The sequence below is a fragment of the Kordia sp. genome (genome assembly GCF_965224175.1).
Classification (GTDB): domain Bacteria; phylum Bacteroidota; class Bacteroidia; order Flavobacteriales; family Flavobacteriaceae; genus Kordia.
Window position 1 is genome coordinate 2,982,572 of record NZ_OZ245041.1, and the last position, 24,372, is coordinate 3,006,943.

Annotated in this window: 16 protein-coding genes; 12 read left to right on the forward strand and 4 right to left on the reverse strand. The window is 33.7% G+C overall.

Going from position 1 to position 24,372, the window contains the following annotated elements; all coding sequences use genetic code 11:
* Positions 1 to 140 precede the first annotated feature (140 nt).
* Positions 141 to 2,384 (reverse strand): T9SS type A sorting domain-containing protein, encoded by a 2,244-nt coding sequence (locus tag ACOQOS_RS12995; protein WP_420570895.1) that lies wholly within the window; start codon positions 2,382 to 2,384, stop codon positions 141 to 143.
* Positions 2,385 to 2,548: 164 nt separating this feature from the next.
* Between ACOQOS_RS12995 and ACOQOS_RS13000 the strand changes: the two genes are divergently transcribed.
* The 9 genes from ACOQOS_RS13000 (at position 2,549) to ACOQOS_RS13040 (ending at position 11,385) form a co-directional block, all read left to right on the forward strand.
* Positions 2,549 to 3,106: an RNA polymerase sigma factor gene (locus ACOQOS_RS13000; protein WP_420570896.1), complete on the forward strand. Its 558-nt coding sequence runs from the start codon at positions 2,549 to 2,551 to the stop codon at positions 3,104 to 3,106.
* The gene (locus ACOQOS_RS13005) at positions 3,103 to 3,915 is read left to right on the forward strand and encodes a tetratricopeptide repeat protein (protein WP_420570897.1); all 813 of its coding nucleotides are present in this window, start codon (positions 3,103 to 3,105) and stop codon (positions 3,913 to 3,915) included. The genes ACOQOS_RS13000 and ACOQOS_RS13005 overlap by 4 nt, the downstream gene beginning before the upstream one ends.
* Positions 3,916 to 4,054: 139 nt before the next feature.
* Positions 4,055 to 5,272 (forward strand): lanthionine synthetase C family protein, encoded by a 1,218-nt coding sequence (locus tag ACOQOS_RS13010; RefSeq protein ID WP_420570898.1) that lies wholly within the window; start codon positions 4,055 to 4,057, stop codon positions 5,270 to 5,272.
* 6 nt (positions 5,273 to 5,278) lie between these two features.
* Positions 5,279 to 7,534, forward strand: coding sequence for a lantibiotic dehydratase family protein (locus ACOQOS_RS13015; RefSeq protein WP_420570899.1), 2,256 nt, complete (start codon positions 5,279 to 5,281; stop codon positions 7,532 to 7,534).
* Entirely contained in the window at positions 7,527 to 8,435 is a 909-nt protein-coding gene (locus ACOQOS_RS13020; RefSeq protein WP_420570900.1) for a thiopeptide-type bacteriocin biosynthesis protein, read from the forward strand. The genes ACOQOS_RS13015 and ACOQOS_RS13020 overlap by 8 nt, the downstream gene beginning before the upstream one ends.
* Positions 8,436 to 8,595: 160 nt before the next feature.
* Complete coding sequence (locus tag ACOQOS_RS13025) at positions 8,596 to 10,308, forward strand: helix-turn-helix domain-containing protein (RefSeq protein WP_420570901.1); 1,713 nt, start codon at positions 8,596 to 8,598, stop codon at positions 10,306 to 10,308.
* A gap of 89 nt (positions 10,309 to 10,397) precedes the next feature.
* Positions 10,398 to 10,631 carry a hypothetical protein gene (locus ACOQOS_RS13030; RefSeq protein WP_420570902.1) on the forward strand — a complete coding sequence of 78 codons (234 nt, stop codon included), beginning with the start codon at positions 10,398 to 10,400 and terminating at the stop codon, positions 10,629 to 10,631.
* Positions 10,632 to 10,803: 172 nt separating this feature from the next.
* Positions 10,804 to 11,070, forward strand: coding sequence for a hypothetical protein (locus ACOQOS_RS13035; RefSeq protein ID WP_420570903.1), 267 nt, complete (start codon positions 10,804 to 10,806; stop codon positions 11,068 to 11,070).
* A 63-nt stretch (positions 11,071 to 11,133) separates the two neighbouring features.
* Positions 11,134 to 11,385, forward strand: a complete 252-nt coding sequence (locus ACOQOS_RS13040) for a hypothetical protein (protein WP_420570904.1) — start codon at positions 11,134 to 11,136, stop codon at positions 11,383 to 11,385.
* An 84-nt stretch (positions 11,386 to 11,469) separates the two neighbouring features.
* Here the strand turns inward: ACOQOS_RS13040 and ACOQOS_RS13045 are convergent, their stop codons facing one another.
* Together ACOQOS_RS13045 and ACOQOS_RS13050 are read right to left on the reverse strand one after the other, a co-directional pair.
* Positions 11,470 to 12,828 (reverse strand): HlyD family secretion protein, encoded by a 1,359-nt coding sequence (locus ACOQOS_RS13045; protein ID WP_420570905.1) that lies wholly within the window; start codon positions 12,826 to 12,828, stop codon positions 11,470 to 11,472.
* 1 nt (position 12,829) lies between these two features.
* Positions 12,830 to 15,037: a peptidase domain-containing ABC transporter gene (locus ACOQOS_RS13050; protein WP_420570906.1), complete on the reverse strand. Its 2,208-nt coding sequence runs from the start codon at positions 15,035 to 15,037 to the stop codon at positions 12,830 to 12,832.
* 303 nt (positions 15,038 to 15,340) lie between these two features.
* Here ACOQOS_RS13050 and ACOQOS_RS13055 point away from each other — a divergent pair, with 303 nt between their 5' ends.
* The 3 genes from ACOQOS_RS13055 to ACOQOS_RS13065 all read left to right on the forward strand — a co-directional run bounded on the left by ACOQOS_RS13055 (position 15,341) and on the right by ACOQOS_RS13065 (position 22,091).
* Entirely contained in the window at positions 15,341 to 16,627 is a 1,287-nt protein-coding gene (locus ACOQOS_RS13055) for an AAA family ATPase (protein ID WP_420570907.1), read from the forward strand.
* A 100-nt stretch (positions 16,628 to 16,727) separates the two neighbouring features.
* The gene (locus ACOQOS_RS13060) at positions 16,728 to 18,653 is read left to right on the forward strand and encodes a S9 family peptidase (protein WP_420570908.1); all 1,926 of its coding nucleotides are present in this window, start codon (positions 16,728 to 16,730) and stop codon (positions 18,651 to 18,653) included.
* A gap of 195 nt (positions 18,654 to 18,848) precedes the next feature.
* A complete protein-coding gene (locus ACOQOS_RS13065; RefSeq protein ID WP_420570909.1) occupies positions 18,849 to 22,091 on the forward strand; it encodes a VPS10 domain-containing protein in 3,243 nt (1,080 codons plus the stop codon).
* A 466-nt stretch (positions 22,092 to 22,557) separates the two neighbouring features.
* On the opposite strand, the gene ACOQOS_RS13070 is transcribed toward ACOQOS_RS13065, so the two are convergent.
* On the reverse strand, positions 22,558 to 24,147 hold the full coding sequence (locus ACOQOS_RS13070; RefSeq protein WP_420570910.1) for a hypothetical protein: 1,590 nt from the start codon (positions 24,145 to 24,147) through the stop codon (positions 22,558 to 22,560).
* Positions 24,148 to 24,372 lie beyond the last annotated feature (225 nt).

Sequence of the window (24,372 nt, forward strand, 5' to 3'; positions counted from 1 at the left end):
AAAAATCCACTCAAAACTATTGTTTATCAAATATTTACCAATCACACATTAATCATTATTGATTGTTAGAGTTTTCAGCATAAAAAAATTCCAGTCAATTAAAATTGACTGGAACTTTCATGAGTTATACTTGGTTATTTTTATTTTACAATAACTTTCTTGGTCACTGTTTCTTTATCAGTAGTAATTACAAAGAAGTACATTCCTGGTGTTAAAACTGACTTACCATTCCAAGTGATGGTTGTTAATTTATTTTCAATACGATTCTTATCGAAAGTTTTCACTAAGATTCCATCAAAACGATATACATTTAACGTAAAGTCTGTTTTGTCTCTTCCAGAAATTTCAATATTCATATTACCGTCATTAGGATTTGGTGAAATTTTAGCTTCTGTTTTCACATCCGCATCTACTGGTTTTGTAGGACCGTCTTCATCTGGTCTTGTAATACAATCTGAACATATGAGTCTTGACCATTTTATGGTTCCGTCTTTGCATCGTATTCCAACTCTCCAACTAAAGCATCTTGATTCATGAATGAATGGTAGTGTAAAAGAAGTACCACGTACATTTCTACTTATAGAAACTGGGTTATTTCCAGATGTTCTACAACATGTTGGATCTCCCCAATTAACTTGAACAACATAATCAGCATTAGGATCACCAGACCAACTTAACTGAGCTCTTTTACAATCGTATCTTAGATTCGTTGGCGCTTGACACTCAGGAAATACTTCATCAATTAATTGACATTTATCTTCTACATCTGCTATGTATAATGAGCTTTTACCTATGCTTTCACCTCTGGTATAATAATGCACATTTGTTGAGCAAATTTCCCCGCAAAGCGTCGTAACTCTATGAATAACGGTGTAAAATAATCCAGATTGAGCGTTTATTGGGAATGTAAATGGTGCTGGTCCTGTTGAAGTTGTGTTTAATACAGGCGTATAAGGTCCGCCATTTTGATTAGGACTAGAAAGAATAAACCATTCATGTGTTGCATTTACATTGTCATATAAATCAAAACTTAAAATTTCTATATTCCCTGTAGTTGCTTGTTGTGAGTGGAATGAAGCATCTAAAAAGTCATCACAACATACCACTGTAAAAGTGTGTGTCACTGGAGTCCATCCAATACAATCATCAAGGTTCATTACTGCCAGTTTGATTTCATATTCGAAGCCTGGCTCAAAATATCTAGGATTACTTAAGTTAGCAAATTCTTGTGAAAGATTAACTTCTCCAACTGTTGAGTTTAATGTCCATCCTAATCCAGCATACCAATTAAAGTTGCCGTTAGTTCCTATTGGTCTTCTCCAAGCATCAATATAGTATCTGTTTTCTCCTTGTGATGCAGTTCCATCTAAAATAACGTCTTCTCCGTAACAAAATTCATCTTTTATATTGTCATTTTCATCTTCAAAATGGAATACAGCATCTGCTTCAAAATTAGGTACAGGAGTCCTTACTTCTCTCCAAGTATAACATCCTGGATCCCAAATCCCATGTTTTATGTAATATCGTTTAGATAAATCTAACCAACAAAAAGTAGCGCTACTCTGTCCTGTAATTAAGGTCACTGGCGTACCACTATTAGCTGTATTTGAATCACTAGTATCGTTTGGATTTGAGTAATCTGAAATTTCCATTAATCCCCACCAATGATTTGGAATATTGGGATCATTTGAGGTAACTGTTACACATTTATTTCCATTATCACAACTGATTTCAATATCAAATGCTGGTGAATCAGTAGGATCACAACATGTAGTAGCGCAGAAATTATCTATTCCTAATACTTCGTCTTGCGTTGAAGAACCTGCTACATCTGTACCAAATGCTACTCCTGAAATATTACTGATTAAATTGTTCCAATCTGCTATTGTACTTCCGGCTGGCATCACCCATGCTCCGTTTGCATCAGATGGTAAAGCATTCGTTGCTGGTACTATAGAAGGTGGACAAACATTTACCCATGGACTATTTTCTGTGATGGTAGTATTAGAGACATAAGTAGCTCTAAGTGTTTGATTTGTAACAGTTCCTTGATATATTACAATTCTTGGATTCATGTTTGGTGAACCTGCAGCACTATCATCAAAAACTTTGTAATCCCAACAAAGGCATGTACCTCCGTTATCTCCCAGATTTCCTGTGTAATCTGTTTCATTATAAATCCAAGATCCTGTAGTACTTGCAGCATCAGTTCCTCTCATATAATTCGTTCCATCTGCATTAGGAGCACTATTACTTATAGTTATTCCTGCTGCTGAGGTTTGCCAATTTCCTTGAGATGTATTGAAGTTTTCACAATTATCTTGTGCAAAACCACAAACTATTCCCAATAAAAACAATTGGCAAAAAACATAAAATTTTTTCATAATTTGTATTTGGTTATTGGTTATTTCCTACTCTTTTTTGGCTATAGGCTTTTCGGATTCCACCTATGAATGAATCGATTCATGAGATAGTTCCGCGTAAGAAATTTTGTTACCCGATTTATTTCAGTATTTTTAGAACAGCTTTTCTAGTCAACCCTATTTTTATGTTAAATGATGACCATTTTATTGAAGGACTTCGCTCAGGAGAAAAAACTGTATTGCAAGAAATATATAATCAGTTTTTTGCTAAAGTGAAAACGTTTGTTTTACAAAATAAAGGATCTTTATCTGATGCTGAAGATGTTTTTCACAACGCGTTGATTCAACTATACATTAGACTCAAAAAGAGAGAATTAGTGATAAAATCATCTTTTGAAGCCTATCTTTTTACTACTTGTAAAAATCTTTGGAGAAGAGAATTAAATAAAAAACGGGTAACAAAATCAAAGGTTGTTGAACTTGAGGATAAAGAAACAGAAAATGCTTTTGCATTACTAGAACAAGAACAGTGGGAATTGTACATAAAAAAGTTTCAATTGCTCTCTGAAAATTGTAGAAAAGTACTGACACTTTTGTTTAATGGAACTTCGTATGATGAAATTGTAGATACGTTTTCGTATTCGTCTAAAGTAGTTGCTAGACAACGTGTTTTTAAGTGTAAAGCTAAATTAACCAAGCTAATTCAGGAAGATGCTGCATTTTCCAAAATAAAGAAATTATGAGTTTTGATGAACAATCATATGAGCAAATTGCTTCGTATTTGAACAATCAGATGTCAGAAGATGAAAAAACTGCTTTTGAAGCCTTATTAAAAAATGATGCTGAACTTGCATCGTTTGTGGACACATTTTCATCTCTAGAAAGTGTGTATAATGAAGATACATGGAATGTAAAAACGAATGCCACAGTTAAAGAGCTAAAAGCACTTGCAAATGAATTTAGAACAGATGATGTTGTCGATTTATCTAAAAAAATACGTGACATTCAACAAGAAGCTCATACTCCTCAAGTTACTAAAAACAGAAAAACATACTTCTATTATATTTCTTCAGCAGTTGCTATTGCAGCAATAATGACATTGTTCTATTTTACATTCATGCAATCAATTACTGCAACTGATGCATTTACAGAATATCATGATTGGAATTCTTTACCATCTTTCCAAACGAAAAGTGATACCAATACTAATTTAGCAAAAGCTGCAACTTTATTTCAACAAGAAAAATACAAAGAAGCCTTAACTGCGTTCAAAAAGCACGAACACGAAACAGCTACGTACGATCCTAAAATTCAGTTGTATATTGGAGTTTCTTATTTAGAACTTGACAACTATCATGAAGCTATTCAAACTTTTGATGCTTTGTTAAATAGTGATACTTTCGATCATCACAAAGGATATTGGTATACTGCTCTTACCTATTTAAAACAAAACGATGCTAAAAATGCTAAGAAAGTATTAGAGAAATTAGTTTCAGATCCTAACAACTACAATTATCAAAAAGCTAAAAAATTACTAAAAGAGTTAAAATAATACAGTTTTTTAGTGCGTTTTTATAAATTTCGATAACTTATCTTGTTTTTTATTGCATATACTCCATTCTGTGCTTGTTATAGTATAAAAAAAGCCTTTAATTTGAAGTAAACCAAAACTTGAATTATTTTAAAAAATTATGAATAAGGAGCTATTAGAAAAAAAGTTAAAAGAAATTGACCTAATCATTAAATCAAAATACAAAGAAGAATCTCAAATTGGAGTATTAGCAGGACTTTCTGGTATCGCTTTATTTGAGTTTTACTATTCAAAATATTTAGATATTGATGACCACGCCGATATCGGTGTAGAAATGCTTACAGATTGTATCGATAAAATTAATGAAGGCTACAGTTATCCAACTTTTTGTACTGGTATTGCAGGAGCAGGATGGGTTTTAGATCATTTGGAACAAGAAGAGTTTATGGATGCTGATAATGACGATTTATTACCAGAATTAGATCAATATATTCATACATTCATGGTAACCGATATGAAGAATGGAAACTACGATTTTCTTCACGGAGCCATCGGATATGCTTTTTACTTTGTAAACCGCTACAGAAATACAAAATCAAACGAATTAAAAGAGAAATACAAAACCATTCTTTTAGAGTTTCTTGACTTACTAGAAGACATGTCGGAAGATGATGGTGATGGAAAAATTAAATGGGAATCTGAATTAAGCATAGAAACCAAAGAAAGAGGATACAACTTAAGTCTCTCTCACGGAATGTCTAGTATTGTAGGAATCCTCACAAAATTACATGTATACGATGATTTCAAAGAGAAATCAGAACCAATGTTAAAAGGTGGAATCAAGTATATCTTAAACTTTAAAACTACTAAAGAAGATCCATTTTCTGTTTTCCCAAGTTGGGTAACCGATAAAACTGACGACGAAGAAGGACAAAGTCGTTTGGCTTGGTGTTATGGTGATCTTGGTGTAGCGATGCGTTTCTGGTTTGCTTCAAAAACCCTGAACGATTCTGAATTAGGAAATACTGCTTTAGAAGTGTTGAAACATTCTGCCGGAAGAACCAAAGTAGAAGATAGTTTGGTACGTGATGCTGGTGTTTGTCATGGTTCTTATGGAAATGCACAAATGTTCTACAGAATGTACAAAGAAACAGGCGATCAAGTTTTTAAAGATGCTTTTGAGTTTTGGATTCAAGACGGAATCGACAAAGGTACTTTTGAAGACGGATATGCAGGATACAAGCAGTGGAAAGGTGTTGACAAAAGTTGGGCGCCAGAAGTATCACTCTTAGAAGGAGTTGCTGGAATTGGATTAGCAATTCTAGACTATCTAGCAGATTACGATACAAATTGGGATGAATGTTTAATGATAAGCTAAAAACAAATGAGTAAAAATCCATATAAGAATTTTTCAAAATATATATTACGAACACCACTTTTCTCATTCACTTCTTATCAAGAATTGACAGCCAAAAAAGAAATCTCTGATGAAGATTTTAGAACGGTTTGTGAAAATCCTGTAGTGAGAGAAGCATTATTTTTAGCTTCACCTTCATTATTTGAAGAAATGAATCGTTGGCTTGCTGGCGAAATGGACGATGCCAAAAAAGAGGAAAAACTACGTTATTCTATCTTAAAATATATCTCTAGAATGTCTTCCAGATGTACACCATTTGGACTTTTTGCAGGATGTTCAGTAGGAGAATTTGGTGAAGAAACAAACATTCAACTTAAAGGTTCTGATAAAAATAAGCGTCACACGCGATTGGACATGAACTACTTGGTAGCACTATCGCAAGATTTAGTGACAAACAAGAAAATTAGAGAACAACTCTTGTTTTTTCCAAATTCTAGTATATACAAAGCCGGACCACAATTACGCTACATAGAATACAAATATTTTAACAGTAGAAGACATCACCACATTGTTGCGGTTGATGATACTGAATATTTGGCTGTCGTATTAGAAAAAGCTGCGCATGGAGCTTCTTTATCTGATTTAGCGAAATTACTGGTTGATGATGAAATTACCATTGAAGAATCAACTGAATTCATAGAAGAGTTAGTATCTAGTCAGTTACTGATTAGTGAACTTGAACCTTCCGTTTCGGGACCAGAATTCTTAGAACAAATATGTGATGTACTAGAACGCTTGCAAGGTGTTGAAGGTATCTTAGCAGCGCTGAAAGAAGCAGATAAAAAAATCAATAAGATTGATCAATCTATTGGAAACAATCCAAAAGTATATTTAGAACTCAGCGAGTTTTTGCAACAACTGGAAACTGACTTTGAATTGAAGTTTATGTTTCAAACCGATATGGTATTACAAAATACCAAAAATACATTGAGTACATCGGTAGTAGAAGATATTCAAAAAGGATTTGCGTTACTAAATCGCTTAACGTTTCCACAGAACACAACAACATTAACAAAATTTAGAGACGCTTTTCACGAGCGTTTCGAAGAACGCGAAGTGCCACTTTCTACAGCTTTAGATGTTGAAATTGGAATTGGCTACAAACAAGATCAAGGTGCCGGAGACGTAAATCCACTTGTAGATAATATTGTCATTCCTGGCAGACAAGCAAAACATCCAATGATGGAAGTTCGCTGGTCATCGATCAATTCATTCTTTCAAGACAAACTCATTCAAGCTTTTAAAAATGACGATTATGTCATCACCATCAACGAAGCCGATTTTAAAGATTATGACCTCAACTGGAATGATCTTCCAGATACTTTATCTTGTATGATTGAGATTTTAGAAGATGAAAATGGCGAACACAAAATTAAATATAGCGGCGGCGGCGGATCGAGTGCTGCTAACTTACTAGGACGTTTTTGTCATGGTGATGAGGCGTTATTTGCTTACACACAAGAAATGGTAGACATGGAAGCTGAGATGAACAAAGAAAAAATCTTAGCAGAAATTGTGCATCTTCCAGAATCGAGAGTTGGAAATATTTTAATGCGTCCAGATTTACGTAAACATGAAATTCCATACCTAGCAAAATCGATCAAAGATGAAGAAGATCAATTACCAATTGACGATTTAATGGTTTCTGTAAAAGGATTGAGTAAAGTATTGTTACGTTCCAAAAAGAACAACAAAGAAGTAGTTCCACATTTAACAAATGCACACAATTACTCTCACAACTCGTTACCAATTTATCACTTCTTAGCCGACATGCAAACGCAAGGAATACGAAGTGGAGTTGGCTTTGGTTTAGGTCCTTTTGCCAATGACTTCCCATTTTTACCACGTGTAGAATTCAACAACTTAATTCTTCATGATGCTACATGGAACCTAAAGAAGAGTCATATTCAGCCATTGCTAAAAAGTAAAAACGACAACGATGCACTTACGGAAGCCATACAAACATTGCGCGAAAGCTTAAAAATTCCGCAATATGTCATGCTTGCCGATGGAGATAATGAATTGCTTGTAAACTTTGAAAACCTTACCTCTGTTCGTATGTTACTGAACACCGTAAGTAAAAGAGGTTCATTTAAACTTACCGAATTCCTATTCAGTGAACGCGGCGTAGTAAAAGAAGGAGATGAATATTACACCAATCAAGTAGTAATTTCATTTTATAACGAACAAAAATTAACACAAAGCAAGCAGAGCAATGAGTAACGAAATACAAAGAAATTTTATCTTAGGAGACAGTTGGCTGTATTATAAAATTTATACAGGACCAAAAACCTGTGATGCTGTGTTAACGGAGATTATCAAACCTGTTGCAGAACAGCTTATCGCACACGGAATTATCGATAAATGGTTTTTTATCCGATATGCCGATCCAAAACATCATGTACGTGTACGTTTTCACTACACAAAACCTGAAAATGTTGGAATGATCATCAACGGATTGTATCCAAAATTTAAAGAATTTATCGATCAGGATTTAATTTATAAAATTCAAATTGACACCTATCAACGAGAAATAGAACGTTACGGAGCCAATACAATGGAATTGGCAGAAGCTATGTTTTATCACGATAGTAAAATGATTGTAGATTTTGTAGACATGATTGAAGGTGACGAAGGCGAAGAATTGCGCTGGTTGTTTTCTATCAGAGCTATGGATTCGCATTTAACCAGTTACGGGTATAATGACGATGAAAAGTTAGCAATCATGGATCGTTTAAAAACTGGATTTGGAAACGAATTTGGAATGGGGCGACCACTAAAAAAGCAATTGGATGACAAATTCAGAGCCGAACGCAAAAAGATTGAAGAGTTTATGGTATTTACTGCGGAAGAGAACCCTGATTATGAACCAATCTTAGACGTATTAAAACAAAAAGAAGACGGAATCAAGGACATTGCGGCGGCTATCATAAAGCACAAAGAAGACGAAACGCTCATGATGCCTATCAATGACTTAATGGGAAGTTATCTGCATATGTTAATGAACCGATTGTTTAAATCTAAAAACCGTATTCATGAAATGGTATGTTACGATTTCTTATATCGTTACTACAAATCGATGATTGCGCGTAAAAAGCACATGAACAAAAATAAAAACAAGTAATTTATCGAATTATAACACCAAAAAAAGTCTAGCAAATTGCTGGACTTTTTTTATTCCAATTCTTTTGCACGAAAGGAATCACCTTTCATCCTACTTATTTTTTTTCTACGTATAAAACCGTTATACTTGTATAGACTGATTGACCCTAAATACTTCAAGAATGTATCTTACAAAATCATCTTTTTCAATACGTTATTTTATCATCATTGCGCTTCTTTTTTGCTGTTCGCTTTCGCTGAATGCACAAACAGATTCTTTACAAGGGAAATCATATGAGGAGTTATCTAAATTGTATAATGATTCTTTCTATAAAAATCCTTCTAAAGCCAAAACTTACGCTATAACTGCGTACCAACTGGCAAAAAAGAATAATGAAGAAGAAAAAACAGCGTTGGCAAAGTACAATGTCGCACGTGCTAAATACTCATTAACTGAATACACAGCATCCATTGAAGATACAGATGAAGTCATTCGCATTGCTACACGACTTAATGACAATATATTACTTTACAAAAGCTATAGTCTAAAGGGAAATAACTTCTTTGATCTTAATAAAAGTAACAAAGCTTTAAACCAATATCTCAAAGCTAGAAAATATGCTAAACTTACAAAAAACCCAATACACTTATCTAAAATTGCCATCAACATAGCATTGATCAAAAAAATTCATAAAGATTATAAGGAGGCTATTGATATTTTAGAGGAAAACTTAAAAGTTTTAGAGGAATCCGATATTAATGATGAAAAAAAACGAGCAAGTAAGCATACTATTCTTATGCAGTTAGCAGATACATATTTAAGAATCAAACAACCTAAAAAAGCGCAACCATATAACGATTTAGCTTTAAAACTTTCTCCCAAAGAAGAATTCCCTGACGCCTATTTTTGGGCTTTTATGAATAAAGCTATTATTAAATATCAAAATAAAAATTACAAACAAAGTATAGATATCTGTAAACAAATAGAAGCTTACTTTATTAGTACAAACGAATTATCAAATTTGGCAACACCTTATTTTTATATTGGGAAAAACTCTTATGAATTAGAAAAATTCCACCAAGCGACAGAGTATTTAAAAAAAGCCCTTGATATTTCTAATCAATTCAAGTTAGATTTTGCAGAGCAAAAGGAAACATATAAGTATTTACAGTTGTCATATACAGCAACAGAAAACAATAAAAAAGCCTCAGAATATTCTATTAAATATTATGAATTAGATGAAAAAAATGATAGCCTCGATATTTCTTTAAATAACAGAATTCATAAAGAACATGACATCGTTCCGCTTCAAGAAGAAATTGATTCCTTAGATAGAAACACAACATATTTATATAGTGCTTCAGTCATCCTTTTAGTAATACTTATTGGATTTTTTATCTGGTTTAAACGAAAACAAAAGATTAACAAAAAACGTTTTCAGGAATTACTAGTCACAATTGAACAACTAGAACAACCCAAAGAAAAAGTAGCTCCAAAAATCATCTCGAAAGAATCTTCTAGTGCCGTAACCGACGAAAATGCTTTGCAAATTTTAAAAGACTTAGCCGTCTTTGAAGAAAAGGAATTGTATTTACGACAAGATTGTACCTTGGGTTTTGTAGCAAAAAAATTAAAAACAAATACCACCTATTTATCAAATGTAATTAATAGCCATAAAGAGAAATCATTCAAAGCATATCTTTCAGAATTACGCATCAATGCCGCATTGATTAGACTTAAAAATGATCCCAAGTTACGTTCGTATACTATTAAAGCCATTGCTGAAGAATTTGGATTTAAGCGTTCGGAAACCTTTTCTAGAGCCTTTAAAGCACAAACAGACATGTATCCATCATACTATATCAAAAGCCTTAAAAATCATACAGATACATAAGTGACATTTTATAAAATATCACTATCAACTCTTAAATATTTGCCTTTTTTTTTAGACATTTATCTCGTTGAACTAAAACAAAGATTATTATGAAATCACTAAAACTGAAAAAAGTGAAAATTTCCAGAATAGGAAATCCCCATATCCTATTCGGAGGAGCAACCAATGGTGTCTGCACAACAGTGCCACCGCCACCGCCACCTGAAACAATAAATGAAGAATGCATAAAATCAATGCGTAATCAATGTGATACAGTAACTAACACCATTGGCGGACGTACAATAGACCCTAAACCAGGTAATGGACTAGATACAGGAGGTTGAAAACAACTAAACAAATATAATTTCAAAAAAGTCTTTAGCAATTTGCTAAAGGCTTTTTTTGTTAATTAACAATTCTTTCATCAGTTCTAATGAGTTTGTTTGGTATCTTTATGGACAGTGTTTCCCCAAAATACCTAATGATGTATTTTTTATTAACTAAAAAATTTAGATTATGAAAAAACAAAAATTAGGATTAAACAAGTTGAGTTTAACAAAATCAAGAGTTGCAGAATTAAATACACTAAATGCAAAAGGAGGTTGGGGCACTGAATCTACAAATCCTTTTTGTATCGCAACAGGTTACTACGATGACACCTGTGATGTAACTGCAAATTGTAGTGCAGCTAACCAATGTGGCGGAACCAATGGATGCCCAAGCGGAACTTGCCCTCCACCAACACAAACTAGACAAATTATTAGCTGTCTCGAAGCTTGCTAGTTTATTATAGTCTTCCCTTAATATCTTTCTAATTGTATTTTTTATTAACCAAAAATTTAGATTATGAAAAAACAAAAGTTAGGATTAAACAAGTTAAACTTATCAAAGTCAAAAATTGCGGAATTAAACAAAGCAAACGCGAAAGGTGGTAATAGAGAATCTACAGCGCCACAATGTATTTTTACAGGACCTTTAACAGGATGTGTCGTTTCTGCAAACTGCCCTGGAACAAATGGTTGTGGAACAAACAATTGCGGAACAAATGACCCAACATGTAATACACAAGCCATTTTATCTTGTGCATTTCCTTGCTAAAAATATAAAATCCTTTCAGGTTAGCTGCCTGAAAGGATTTTTATAATGAAAAAAAAGAATGTAAACATCGTTATTTCTGTTTTATTATTTTCTACTAAATACTTCTCGCAATTGATAGAAGATTCTTTGCATTACTGTTAATTCTTCTACTACGATTTCTGCAGTACCTTCCATTTCTTGTTTGAAATCGATTGGTTTTTCAAAAGAACTTTCTAATGATTCTACTTTTAAATAAGCTACATACGCTGGCGGTCCACCTTGCGGATTTAACTGAGGCACACCAGATATATTAATAATTTCTCCTGTTAAACTTCCCCATTCTTGGTACGGATAACTATCTAATTTGATAATTACATTTTGACCAACTTTAATCTTTCCTGAGTTTTGTACCGGGAATGACACACGTCCAATAATACCTTCTATCTTGTCTGGAATTACTGTGAATAAATCTTGGCCTATATTCACATTTTGATACTTAGACCAAATATCAAAAACGGTCACTTCTCCTTTTATAGGCGATTTTAGTACAAACTGTTGCTCCCACTGTAAAATTTGATTTTCTAAATCTTGCTTAGCTTGCTCTAAGTTTTGATCGGTAGAAATTTCCGAACTTTTATCGCCAACAGAAGCTTGACGCAGATTATTTTGTAAAGTTAAGATTGAACTTTTATCATTTTCTATACTCGACAGCAAACTTTCATACAAACGTCTTGCACTTAGGTATGCATTTTCTTGATCTTTATACTCTCTTTCTGCAACACTTTGACTTGCATACAATCGCTTAAACTTTTCATAACGTTTTTTAGCATTCGCTAATTCTGTCTTATAGTAATCCAATTGGTTTTCACTATTTCTCAATCTGTTACGAACTCTGCCTAATTGTAAATTTATGTTAGCTGCTTGATTTTTATCTTCACTAAACGTTGTATAGTTTAAATAGTTCAGATATTGCGCTCTAAATGCATTATAAACTGGCTGTATGGGCCCCAATTTTAATTTTGGAGGAAGTATATAGTTCAATGAATCAAAATCGCTCTGACGTGGCACAAAGCTTTGCAATTTTTCTTTAAGCAATTGTACATCTTCAAAATTAGCTGTATTTTCAATTACGGCTAACACTTGGTCTGCTTCTACTTTTTGACCAGCTTCTACAAAAATACTTGTTAACTTCCCAGCAGCTTTTGCAGTTAAATGTGCAGGCGGATTTTCTGAAGTAATCGTAACTCTTGCAGGAATAATATCATTATAACTAAGCAATGCTGATCCTATCAAAAAGAGGATGATAATGATAAACACTACCGAAATTCCCCATTGGATTACCCAATTTGGAGCCTGACCCAAAATTTCTTTCACCTGATCGGAACGTTCGTCCAAATCATTGATTTTTTTGCGTCTTTGCTCTTTCTTTTCTTCTTCCTTTTTTTCGTCTTTCTTCTTAGCCATATTAGTTTCCTAGCTCTAATTGATTTTTTACTAACGTATAATATGCTCCGCGTTTTGCGGTTAATTCTTCGTGATTTCCTAGCTCAATAATCTTTCCTTTGTCTAGTACGATAATTTGATCTGCATTTTTTACAGTACTCAAACGGTGTGCTACAACAACTACTGTTTTTCCTTTATAGAATTCCTGTAAGTTTTCCATAATTACTTTTTCATTGTTAGCATCTAAAGCACTTGTAGCTTCATCAAAGAAAATATACTTTGGATCTTTGTATACAGCACGTGCAATTAAAATACGTTGCTTTTGTCCTCCAGAAACATTTACTCCACTGGATCCAATTTTTGTATTATACCCTGATGGTAACTCTTCGATAAAATCTTCAATATTGGCAACTTTTACTGCGTGAATTAAACGCTGCTTATCTATAATTCCCTCAGAATCAGATTCTGTAATATTTCTCGCGATTGTATCTCCAAATAAGAAACCGTCTTGCATTACTGAACCACATGCTTTACGCCATGTTTTAGTACTCATATCACCCAATTTGTGCGGACCAATATGAATAGAACCTTCATTAAACTCATAGAATTTCAATAACAGCTTAATCAATGTAGTTTTCCCACTTCCACTAGCTCCAACAATTGCCGTTACTTTTCCTTCAGGAATGTCTACGGTTAAATCATCTAAGATTAATGGCGAACTTTTTCCTCCATAACGGAAACTTGCATTAGTAAGCTTGATGGTTTTATCGTTTGGCAATTCTTTGATGTTTTCTTCAAAACGATCTTCTTCATCATCTTTATTATGAATTTCAGATAAACGCTCTAAACTGATTTTTGCATCTTGTCCAGACTGAATAAAGGTGATAAAGTTATTAATTGGCATGTTTAATTGTCCAATAATATACTGAACGGAAAGCATCATACCTAAGGTAAATAACGGATCGTCAATTACTGAAGTAGCCGCAATATAAGTGATGATAATATTTTTTAATTCGTTAATGAATCGCCCACCTGTATTTTGTGTCTGCGAAAGCGCTAAGCCTTTAATCGAAATTTTGAATAAACGCACTTGAATTGCTTCCCATTCCCAACGTCTTCTACGTTCAGAACCGTTCAATTTAATTTCTTGCATTCCAGAAATCAATTGATACAAACTACTTTGGTTATCAGAAGATTGATCAAATCGTTTATAATCGAGTTCCGCTCTCTTTTTCATGAAGAGTAATGTCCAACCAATATACAACGCAGAGCCAATAAAAAATATGGCAAATATTTGCATGTTGTAATATGCCAATACAGCTCCAAAAATAATCATGTTAAAGGCAGAAAACAGTGTATTTAACGTTGTTGACGATAAGAAACTCTGAATTCTGTTGTGATCGTATATACGCTGAATGATATCTCCTGTATTTTTGGAATCAAAGAACGCAATAGGCAATCGCATCAGCTTGATTAAGAAATCGGAGATCAGGTTAATATTAATCCGGCTCGTCATATGGAGTAAAATCCAACCTCGAATCAGTTCTACGGTGGTTTGCGATATAAACAGCGTTAATTGGGCAATTAATATCAGAAATACAAAGTTTTTATTCTGATAATTAATACCGTAATCGACGACGGATTGTGTTAAAAAAGGAAATATTAATTGCAGCAAACTTCCGACGATGAGTCCTAAAACCAACTGCATTATGTATTTCTTATAAGGCTTAAAATACCAGAATAAGAACTTAAATCCGTATTCTTTCTTTTCTTCCTTCTCCATTTCGTAAAACTCAGGAGTAGGTTCTAATAAAAGCAAATATCCTTCTGCATTCTCAGGATCTGCGTTGCTTCCTATCCAACCTTTTAAGAAATCTTCTTTAGAGTATTTTACCAATCCATGTGCTGGATCTGCAATATATACTGTATTTCTTTTTATCTTATAAACTACCACAAAATGACGTTGTCTCCAGTGTGCAATACACGGATACGGAACTTCATCAACCAATGTTTTATAATCAACACTTACCGCTAGTGTATGCAATCCAATTTCTTCGGCAGCTTCAGCAATTCCTCCTAAAGACACACCTTCTCTGGTAATATTTGCTTTCTTTCTCAGAAAATCAATAGCATATGCGCGTCCAAAATGTTTTGCTACCATACGTAAACACGTTGGTCCACAATCCATTTGGTCTAACTGTCGGTAAAAAGGAAATTCTCTCTTTATCATTAACTTTCTTTATAGTGTAATTTATATTAAAATCTATGTTGTAAAGAATCAGCTAACCCACTGATTCCTTTATGTTTGAATTATCATTTTCAGCAACCAAACATATTTTAAACAATCTATGCGAGATTTACGATGATTCTATTCAAATTCATGTTATTTCAATAAAAAAATTATCTTTTATGAGAAAAACACGTACAAATATAGACTTTTATTTCACCTAACCAAAATAAAAAAGGTGTTTTTGTACGATATTTTCGTATAAAATGATATATTTGTAATGCATAACCTAAAAATATTACCTAAATGCTCGTAAAATTCACAGTAGAAAACTATTTATCATTTAAAAATAGAACCTCTATTGATTTCACTGCGACTTCGCTTACTGAATTAAGAAATACCAACTTGTATGATGCGCCATTAAAAAACTTGACGCTTTTGAAGAGTATGGTTATTTATGGAGCAAATTCTAACGGAAAGAGTAATTTATTTAAGGCGATAAATTTTGCACGAAAGTTTACAATTAATTCGTCGAAAGATTCGCAAGCAGACGAACCTATAGAAGTACAGCCGTTTTGTTTATCGACAGAAACCATTGAAAAACCTAGTTTTTTTGAGTTTGTTTTTATTCACGATGCTATTAAATATCGATATGGTTTTGAGGTAGACGATACCGAAATTCACAAAGAGTGGTTGTATGCTACTACTAAAAATAAGGAACAACTTTTGTTTGAAAGAGCACTTCAAGAAATAAAGGTTACAAAAAAATATGATGCAGCTAGCACAAATTTAACGTCTATCACTCGTAAAAATGCATTATTTCTTTCAGTATGTGCTCAGTTTAATATTCCGACAGCAATATCAATTTTAAAAGCATTAAGTAATGTGCAATACATTTCAGGAATGCAAGATCGTTATACAGTCAATTTTACGATTGATATGATGGACGATCCTGAAAAAAAGAAATATATAGACAATTTTATTGCTGGTGCCGATTTAGGTTTTACCGAAACAAAAGTAGAACGTTTTAAATTGACTGAGGAAATTTTAGAAAAAGGAAACGTTCCAAAGGAAATAAGAAAGATGATTTTGGAGTCTGATGAAGAAAATGTTGTAGTAAGCACAAAACACACTATTTATGATGAAAATAATGACGAAATAGATAATATCTACTTCAATCTATTTGTGAATGAATCTTTGGGTACGGGAAAATATGTAGCGCTTTCTGGCCCAATAATCGATACGCTATTACACGGAAAAACCTTAATTATTGATGAGTTTGACGCACAATTACATCCGCATTTGAGTAAATCGATTGTGGAATTGTTCAACTCTAAAGAAAATAATCCGCATGGCGCACAACTTATTTTTGCTTCACACAATTCTTCGTTAATCAACTCGAAACGAAAACTGTTTAGACGTGATCAAATCCTTATTGCCGAAAAAGATCAATACGGCGTCACTTCTTTAGAATCTTTATATGATAAAAAGATTCGCAAAGATGCTTCTTTTGAAAAAGACTATTTAGAAGGTAAATACGAAGGCATTCCTGATTTAAAAATTAATAACGACTTGCGTTTGTTTGATGCATAAGCGTCGGATATTTAAATCTTAATTATCTAGTATAATGAAAACTATATTTTAATATAAAACAGATTCTTAACATAACCATCCAACCTCAAAAACATTGATCATGAAAAAAATTTTGTTTCTAATATTAAGCTACACTTTTATGACAACTCTTGGATTCAGCCAATCGAAAGTAATGACACCTAAACAACTCATCGAATTGAATAGAATTTCTGCTGTCGGACTCACTACTGACGGACAACACGTAATTTACAAAACCTCAGCTTTTGATATAAAAACGAATGAACGCTCCAGTAAGGTATTTTCTGTGGCTGTTAATGGAGGATCTATAAAAACTTTAGAAGAAGTTGGGAATCAAGTAAAAGACAAAAACATATCACCAGACGGAAAATGGAAATTAATCGCGAAAGACGTAAAAATCAAAAAAGTCAGTGGTAATGATCACTATGAAGATGTTCCTAATTCCAATGTGTATATTTATGATCAACTCAATTACAGACATTGGGACAAATGGGAAGATGGATCATTCAGCCATGTATTTATTCAATCTGCTACGGATGAAAATGATGACGGAATTGATTTGATGGAAGGCGAACCATATGACTGCCCACAACAACCATTTGGCGGTGATGAAGACTATATTTGGAGTCCTGATTCTAAAAAAGTATTGTACGTTACCAAAAAATTAGAAGGCACAGCATATGCGGTCAGCACAAATTCAAACATCTACGAATATAATATAGAAACAAAACAGACCACTAATCTCACAGAAAACAATAAAGGTTATGATACACAGCCTGCATTTTCTTCAAAAGGAACATTGGCTTGGTTGCAAATGAAAAGAGATGGATACGAATCTGATAAAAATGATATCATTGTCAGGTTGCCTAATGGAACTGTAAATCTTACAGAAAATTGGGACGGTACCGTGAATGGATTTATTTGGAGTGATGATGGATCAAAAATTTACTTTAATGCACCTGTCGGCGGAACAGTTCATGCTTTTGAAATTGATGTGCCAACTAGCAAGAATAAAAAATCAAAACCTAGACAAATTTCTAGCGGTCAGTTTGATGTAAATGGCATCATAGGGCAAAGTGGAGACTATTTAATCGTGAACAGACGTGACATGAATCATGCAACGGAGATTTACAATCTAGATATCAAAACTGGTGTCATGAAACAATTATCCCAAGCAAATGACGATATCTACAAAGACATCAAAATGTCTAAAATAGAGAAGCGAATGGTAAAAACTACCGATGGAAAAGATATGGTAACGTGGGTAATTTATCCACCAGATTTTGATCCAACTAAAAAATATCCTACACTTTTATATTGTCAAGGTGGTCCGCAAGGCGCATTATCTCAATTTTATTCCTTCCGTTGGAACTTCCAATTGATGGCTGCAAACGGTTATATTGTTGTTGCACCAAACCGAAGAGGAATGCCAGGTCATGGTGTGGAATGGAATGAACAAATCTCTAAAGATTATGGTGGACAAAACATGAAAGATTACCTTGCAGCTATTGATGATGTTGCCAAAGAATCATATGTAGATAAGGATAGAATGGCATGTGTTGGTGCAAGTTATGGCGGTTACTCTGTTTTCTACTTAGCATCAAGACATGAAGGTCGATTTAAGTCATTTATCTCTCATGATGGAATTTTCAATTGGAGATCCATGTACGGAACTACGGAAGAATTATTCTTTGTGAATTGGGATCTTGGAGGAAATTATTGGGATAAAACGAATGCAGCAGCCCAAAAATCATACAAAGAATTTAACCCAATTAACTTTGTGGACAAATGGGATACGCCAATCTTAATCATTCAAGGAGGAAAAGATTTTAGAGTTCCAATTGGGCAAGGACTAGAAGCATTTCAAGCAGCACAATTGCAAGGCATAAAATCAAAACTTTTATATTTCCCAGAAGAAAACCATTGGGTACTGTCAGCACAAAACAGTTTGGTATGGCAACGAGAATTCTTTAAATGGTTAGATGAAACGGTAAAAAAGGCAAACTAAAATCACTACATAAACACATTATGTTAAATCCTTAAAAACCGTAACACAACTATTTTTATTTCTTTTATTTTTAGAGAATAAACTCCTTCAAGAGCAACTCTCTGAAGTATTAAAAAGAAAAACGAAACCATTTCGACATAAACGTCGATGATCAATCTAAAAACCAAAATGATTAAATTACTCAACCTAAAAAAAATGACAAGAGTACTAAGCATAACTTTTGCATTTCTCATGTTAGCCACAACCAGTTTTGCACAAAAAAACGACAAAGGAAAAGACAAAAAAAAGGACATAAGTTCCATATATAATGGTTTAAAATTTAGAAGCATTGGTCCTGCATTGATGTCTGGTAGAATTGCAGACATTGTCATTCATCCAAATAACGAAAACGTTTGGTATGTGGCAGTTGCTTCTGGTGGCGTATGGAAAACCGAAAACTCAGGAACTACATGGAAATCTATATTTGATGGTCAAGTAAGTTACTCCATGGGTTGTATTACACTAGATCCACAAAATCCAGAAATTGTTTGGGTAGGAACAGGAGAAAATAATGGAGGAAGACATATTGGTTATGGCGATGGAATTTATAAAAGTGAAGATGGCGGTAAGTCATGGAAAAACATGGGACTTAAAAAATCCGAACACTTATCAAAAATTATCATCCATCCAACAGATTCTAACATCATGTGGGTTGCTTCACAAGGACCATTATGGAGTAGTGGTGGTGAACGAGGTGTGTACAAATCAACCGACGGCGGTAACACATGGAAACGTACACTTGGCGATGCAAAATGGGTTGGTGCAACTGATATGTTGATTGATCCTAGAAATCCGGATGTATTGTATGCAGCTACTTGGCAACGTCATCGAACAGTTGCAGGGTATTTAGGCGGTGGTCCAGGAACAGCTATTCATAAATCAACAAATGGTGGCGAAACTTGGATGAAGTTGCGCAATGGCCTACCAAGCAGCAATATGGGGAAAATTGGTTTGGCTATCTCTCCACAGAAGCCTGACGTTATCTACGCAGCCATAGAATTAGATAGAAGAAAAGGTGGTGTGTATAAAAGTGAAAATAAAGGTACATCATGGAAAAAAATGAGTGATGCCGTTGCTGGTGGTACGGGTCCTCATTACTATCAAGAATTATATGTTTCTCCACATAAATTTGATCATTTATACTTAGCGAATAATTATATGTTAGAATCATTTGATGGCGGAAAAACGTTTACTCAGATGAATGAATCAGAAAAGCACGTTGACAATCATGCTGTAGCTTTCAAAAAAGATGATCCTAATTATATTTTAGTAGGTTGCGATGGTGGTTTGTATGAAAGCTTCGACAGAACAAAAAACTGGAAGTTTATTGACAATTTGCCTGTGACGCAATTTTACAAAATAGCCGTAGATGATGCTGAACCTTTTTATTATGTTTATGGTGGAACGCAAGACAACAGTACACAAGGCGCTCCTTCTAGAACAGACAATATACATGGAATTCGCAATTCAGATTGGTTTATTGTACTCGGTGGAGACGGTCATCAACCCGCTACAGAACCTGGAAATCCTAATATCATGTATGCGCAGTGGCAACAAGGAAACCTAAATCGTCACGACCGAATTACGGGTGAAAACGTATATATCAAGCCACAACCTGAATTGGGTGAAAAAACAGAACGCTATAATTGGGATGCTCCTATTTTGGTAAGTCCGCATAATCCAAAACGAATTTATCATGCATCACAACGTGTATGGAAATCTGATGACAGAGGAGATTCTTGGCAAGTAATTTCAGGTGATTTAACAAATAACCAAGAGCGTATTCAAACACCATTTTATGGAAAAAAACAAAAATGGGATAATGCATGGGACATTTATGCAATGTCTAGTTATAGTACAATTACATCTTTATCAGAATCACCAAAGAAAGAAGGATTAATTTATGCTGGAACCGATGATGGCATCATTCAAGTAACAGAAGATGGAGGCGCAAACTGGAGAAAAGTAGATTTTTCAAAAATTAACGGGCTTCCAAAAACTGCCTTTGTAAACGATATTAAAGCTGATTTATATGATGAAAACGTTGTGTATGCTGTGTTTGACAATCATAAATACGGTGATTACCAACCATATCTATTCAAGAGTTCTAATAAAGGAAAAACTTGGACAGCTATTGCAAATAACCTTCCTGATCGTACGTTATTATGGCGCATTGTTCAGGATCATGAAAATAGTCAATTGCTATTCTTAGGAACTGAATATGGTGTATATTTTACGCTTGACGGAGCTAAAACATGGACAAAACTAAAAGGAGGAATCCCAAATATTTCTGTACGTGATTTGGCCATTCAGAAAAGAGAAAACGATCTAGTTGCAGGAACATTTGGAAGAGGTATTTATATATTAGACGATTATTCAGCACTGCGAAAGATTAATACTGACAATGAAGCACAATTATTCAAACCTAGAGATGCTAAATGGTCTAAGCGACGTAGTGTATTAGGACGAGGAGGAAAAGCTTCACAAGGAGATAATTTCTTTATAGCAGACAACCCGCCTTATGGTGTTGAGTTTACTTATTACCTTAAAAATGGTTATCAATCAAAAACAACACAACGTAAAAAGAAAGAAGGAGAAGTTGAGAAAAATAAAGGAACTGTTGGCGTACCTGAATGGTCTGTATTAGAAGCCGAACTAAAGGAATTAAAACCTAAACTATGGGTATTCATTTATGATACAAATGGTAACATTCTTAGAAGAATTAAAGCTAAAAATAGTAAAGGAATCAATCGAGTTAGTTGGAATCTTTCCACAGAACCAACGTACACTATTTCTGCCAATAATCTTAACAGAAACGGTAGCGGATATATGGCAGCACCTGGAAATTATAGTGCGCAACTGTTTAAGCAAATTGAAGGGAAATACACGAGTTTAGGAGAAAAGGTTTCGTTTGCCGTAAAAGCATCTACTAATAAAAGTTCATTGAACGGAAACTCACCTGATAAAGTGGTAGCGCATTGGAAAACAATTGCAGATTTATCAACAAAAGTAAGTGATTTAGGAACTGACGTTAGAGATGCAAAAAACATGATTAACATGATGCTTAAAGCATATGACAGAGCTACAAAAAGTGATGAAAATCTTCATACTAACTTGCTTAAACTTCGCGATCAAATCTTAGACTTAGAGCAACAATTTAGTGGAAGTAAAGCGCGTGGTGAAGTAGGTGAAAAGAATGAATACCCAACTATAAGAGATTATATGTGGGCCGCAAGTGCAAATACAACCTACGGACCTACAAAAGCACATGTAAAGTATTTGAACAACGCCAATACACTTTTTAATAAAATGGCTACAGAACTGAAACAAATTCAAGATGCGATCAATCCTTTAGAAAGAAAGTTAGAACAAATAGGAGCTCCTAAAATCAAAAAATAACACACAAATCAGAACATCTAGAAGTCGTTACTGTTGGGAAAGCTTCCGTAAGCGCTACACATGACTTTTTCAAAGAAGATGTTCAATATTTAAAACCGTTGATTTTAAACACGTATTTGGATACCATTGAATACTATGTATCCAGAACGAATAGTATAAAATCAACGGTTTTTTAGATTTTAGGCGTTGCTGAAAAACTTAGAAATGTTATTTATTCGTCTTGATTGTAGAAGAAAAATATTGGAAAATCATTATTAAACTACACTATAAAACATCTGAAAGTCAACAAGGTTGATGTAAATAAACGCTTGGTTCTTATGAACATTTTGGTTTTCATATAATCAATTGCTCAGAATTGGATACTTCTTTTGAAAAAGGTTATTTAGAAGATACATACAAAGGCATTCCTGATGTTAAAGATCAACAATGATTTGCTTTTATTTGAAAACTGGCTTAGAGACTATTTTTAATTACAATTCCCATCAACAATATCTTGAACCGAAGGATTGTTGCTATTTCCATTTATCGTAAACTCACAATTAGTTGGATCTGCAATTGCGATATTAGCATAGTTTGTAAAATTACAAAAATCTGTTAGGCTTTGATTGTTTCTAATCTTAACACCATCATCCACACATGTGTTCAAACTAGAAAAATTTAAGTTTGTTAACAAATCATTACCTACAATCTCTAAACCATTAAGTTGTGTAATTGAAGGGCATTGTATACTAGTTACCGCATCACAAGCACTAATATAGATATTATTACCATTGCCAAAATTATCTAAAATATCTAAATTAGTAAGTAATGGATTTGTATACATTTCTATAGTGGGTGGATTGGTACTAAAATTAGCTTCACTTCCTACTGATGTTAAACTACTTAAACCATCAATACTAGTCAATAAAGGGTTTTGATGAATAGTTAAAACTTTTGTAATTGTATGAAGGTTTCCTATTCCTTGTAAACTTTGCAGCCCAGTGTTAATACTTATACTTAAATTATCAACTGTTTGTAAGTTATTTAAACCTTCTAAGTTTTGTAGTGTGTGATTCTTTCTAATCAACAAAGTTCGACCTACTGACTCAAGACTACTTAAACCCTGTAAGTCTTGTAAAGAAGTATTAAATATTATAAACAAACTAAGAGAAAGTGAAGTATTAGAACTTGTTCCGACAGATTGAAGATTCTCTAAGCCTTCTAGACTGGTTAAACCAACATTATTCTGAATGAACAAATTATTTTCTATAGTTACAATACCTTCTAAACCTATTAAGTTTTGTAAATGTGGGTTTCCAACTATTGTTAATTCATTAACAGATTCAAGGCAAGATAAAGGAGAAAGGTCAGTGATATCAGATGTATCATATCCTGATTCGTCTCCAATGATCAATTTAAAAACTGACGTATGACTAAAGTTATTTACATCTTCTTGAGAATATAAATTTATTGTCCCACTTCCGTTAGTACCTGGAGGACAAGCTCCTGAGCTATTAAACTGAATTTCGTCACCATAACTAGTTCCTTCATTATTGGTCGCATATGCTCGTATATAATATGTAGTATCCTCAGTAAGTCCAGTTAAAATACTATCATAGGTCCCTAAACCGTTTCCGTTAGTAGTAAAATTATCATTCAAAGTAGGATTGGGCGATGTACTCCAACAAACACCACGTTCAGATGTCGCAGATATTCCTTCATATACTACTTCACCACCACCATAAGCAGTAGTGTGAGAAACAAATGAAAGACTTGCTGTTGTAACAATGGGTAAAATATTATTAAATGTGACTACTGATCCATAAGCAGTACCTTCACTATTAGTGGCATAGGCTCTTACATAGTATATATTAGGCTCTAGATCTATTAGTTCACTTGTAAAAACTCCCGTACCTGAACCTTCATCAGTAGTAAAATCTGCTAACGTAGGATTTTGAGATGTGCTACTCCAGCATATCCCTTTGGATAAAATATTTGCTCCTCCGGTATTCGTAATATTCCCTGTAGTCGTAAAACTATTTCCTGTTTCATTACTAATACCAATAGTTTCAACCATTGGCAATTCAGCTATAACAGGTGTAGTATCATCACTACTATTACAACTTACTAATGCTAAAAATAGGAGAACGAAGTATTTATTTATTTTCATATTCAAATATATATAATTTTAATGCAATATGATGGTTTTTCTTATTAAGCGTAGCATAAATTCAATATAAGATATAATATATTAGATGTAATTATCTATAATTAGAATCATAAAAAAAGGTCGCTGAATTTC

Excerpts from the sequence above, each read along its gene's own strand:
- ACOQOS_RS12995 (WP_420570895.1), bottom strand. The coding sequence starts at position 2,384 with ATGAAAAAATTTTATGTTTTTTGCCAATTGTTTTTATTGGGAATAGTT.
- ACOQOS_RS13020 (WP_420570900.1), top strand. The coding sequence starts at position 7,527 with ATGAGTAACGAAATACAAAGAAATTTTATCTTAGGAGACAGTTGGCTG.
- ACOQOS_RS13060 (WP_420570908.1), top strand. The coding sequence starts at position 16,728 with ATGAAAAAAATTTTGTTTCTAATATTAAGCTACACTTTTATGACAACT.
- ACOQOS_RS13055 (WP_420570907.1), top strand. The coding sequence starts at position 15,341 with ATGCTCGTAAAATTCACAGTAGAAAACTATTTATCATTTAAAAATAGA.
- ACOQOS_RS13000 (WP_420570896.1), top strand. The coding sequence starts at position 2,549 with ATGTTAAATGATGACCATTTTATTGAAGGACTTCGCTCAGGAGAAAAA.
- ACOQOS_RS13010 (WP_420570898.1), top strand. The coding sequence starts at position 4,055 with ATGAATAAGGAGCTATTAGAAAAAAAGTTAAAAGAAATTGACCTAATC.
- ACOQOS_RS13070 (WP_420570910.1), bottom strand. The coding sequence starts at position 24,147 with ATGGTTGAAACTATTGGTATTAGTAATGAAACAGGAAATAGTTTTACG.
- ACOQOS_RS13035 (WP_420570903.1), top strand. The coding sequence starts at position 10,804 with ATGAAAAAACAAAAATTAGGATTAAACAAGTTGAGTTTAACAAAATCA.
- ACOQOS_RS13050 (WP_420570906.1), bottom strand. The coding sequence starts at position 15,037 with ATGATAAAGAGAGAATTTCCTTTTTACCGACAGTTAGACCAAATGGAT.
- ACOQOS_RS13030 (WP_420570902.1), top strand. The coding sequence starts at position 10,398 with ATGAAATCACTAAAACTGAAAAAAGTGAAAATTTCCAGAATAGGAAAT.
- ACOQOS_RS13015 (WP_420570899.1), top strand. The coding sequence starts at position 5,279 with ATGAGTAAAAATCCATATAAGAATTTTTCAAAATATATATTACGAACA.
- ACOQOS_RS13045 (WP_420570905.1), bottom strand. The coding sequence starts at position 12,828 with ATGGCTAAGAAGAAAGACGAAAAAAAGGAAGAAGAAAAGAAAGAGCAA.
- ACOQOS_RS13005 (WP_420570897.1), top strand. The coding sequence starts at position 3,103 with ATGAGTTTTGATGAACAATCATATGAGCAAATTGCTTCGTATTTGAAC.
- ACOQOS_RS13065 (WP_420570909.1), top strand. The coding sequence starts at position 18,849 with ATGACAAGAGTACTAAGCATAACTTTTGCATTTCTCATGTTAGCCACA.
- ACOQOS_RS13025 (WP_420570901.1), top strand. The coding sequence starts at position 8,596 with ATGTATCTTACAAAATCATCTTTTTCAATACGTTATTTTATCATCATT.
- ACOQOS_RS13040 (WP_420570904.1), top strand. The coding sequence starts at position 11,134 with ATGAAAAAACAAAAGTTAGGATTAAACAAGTTAAACTTATCAAAGTCA.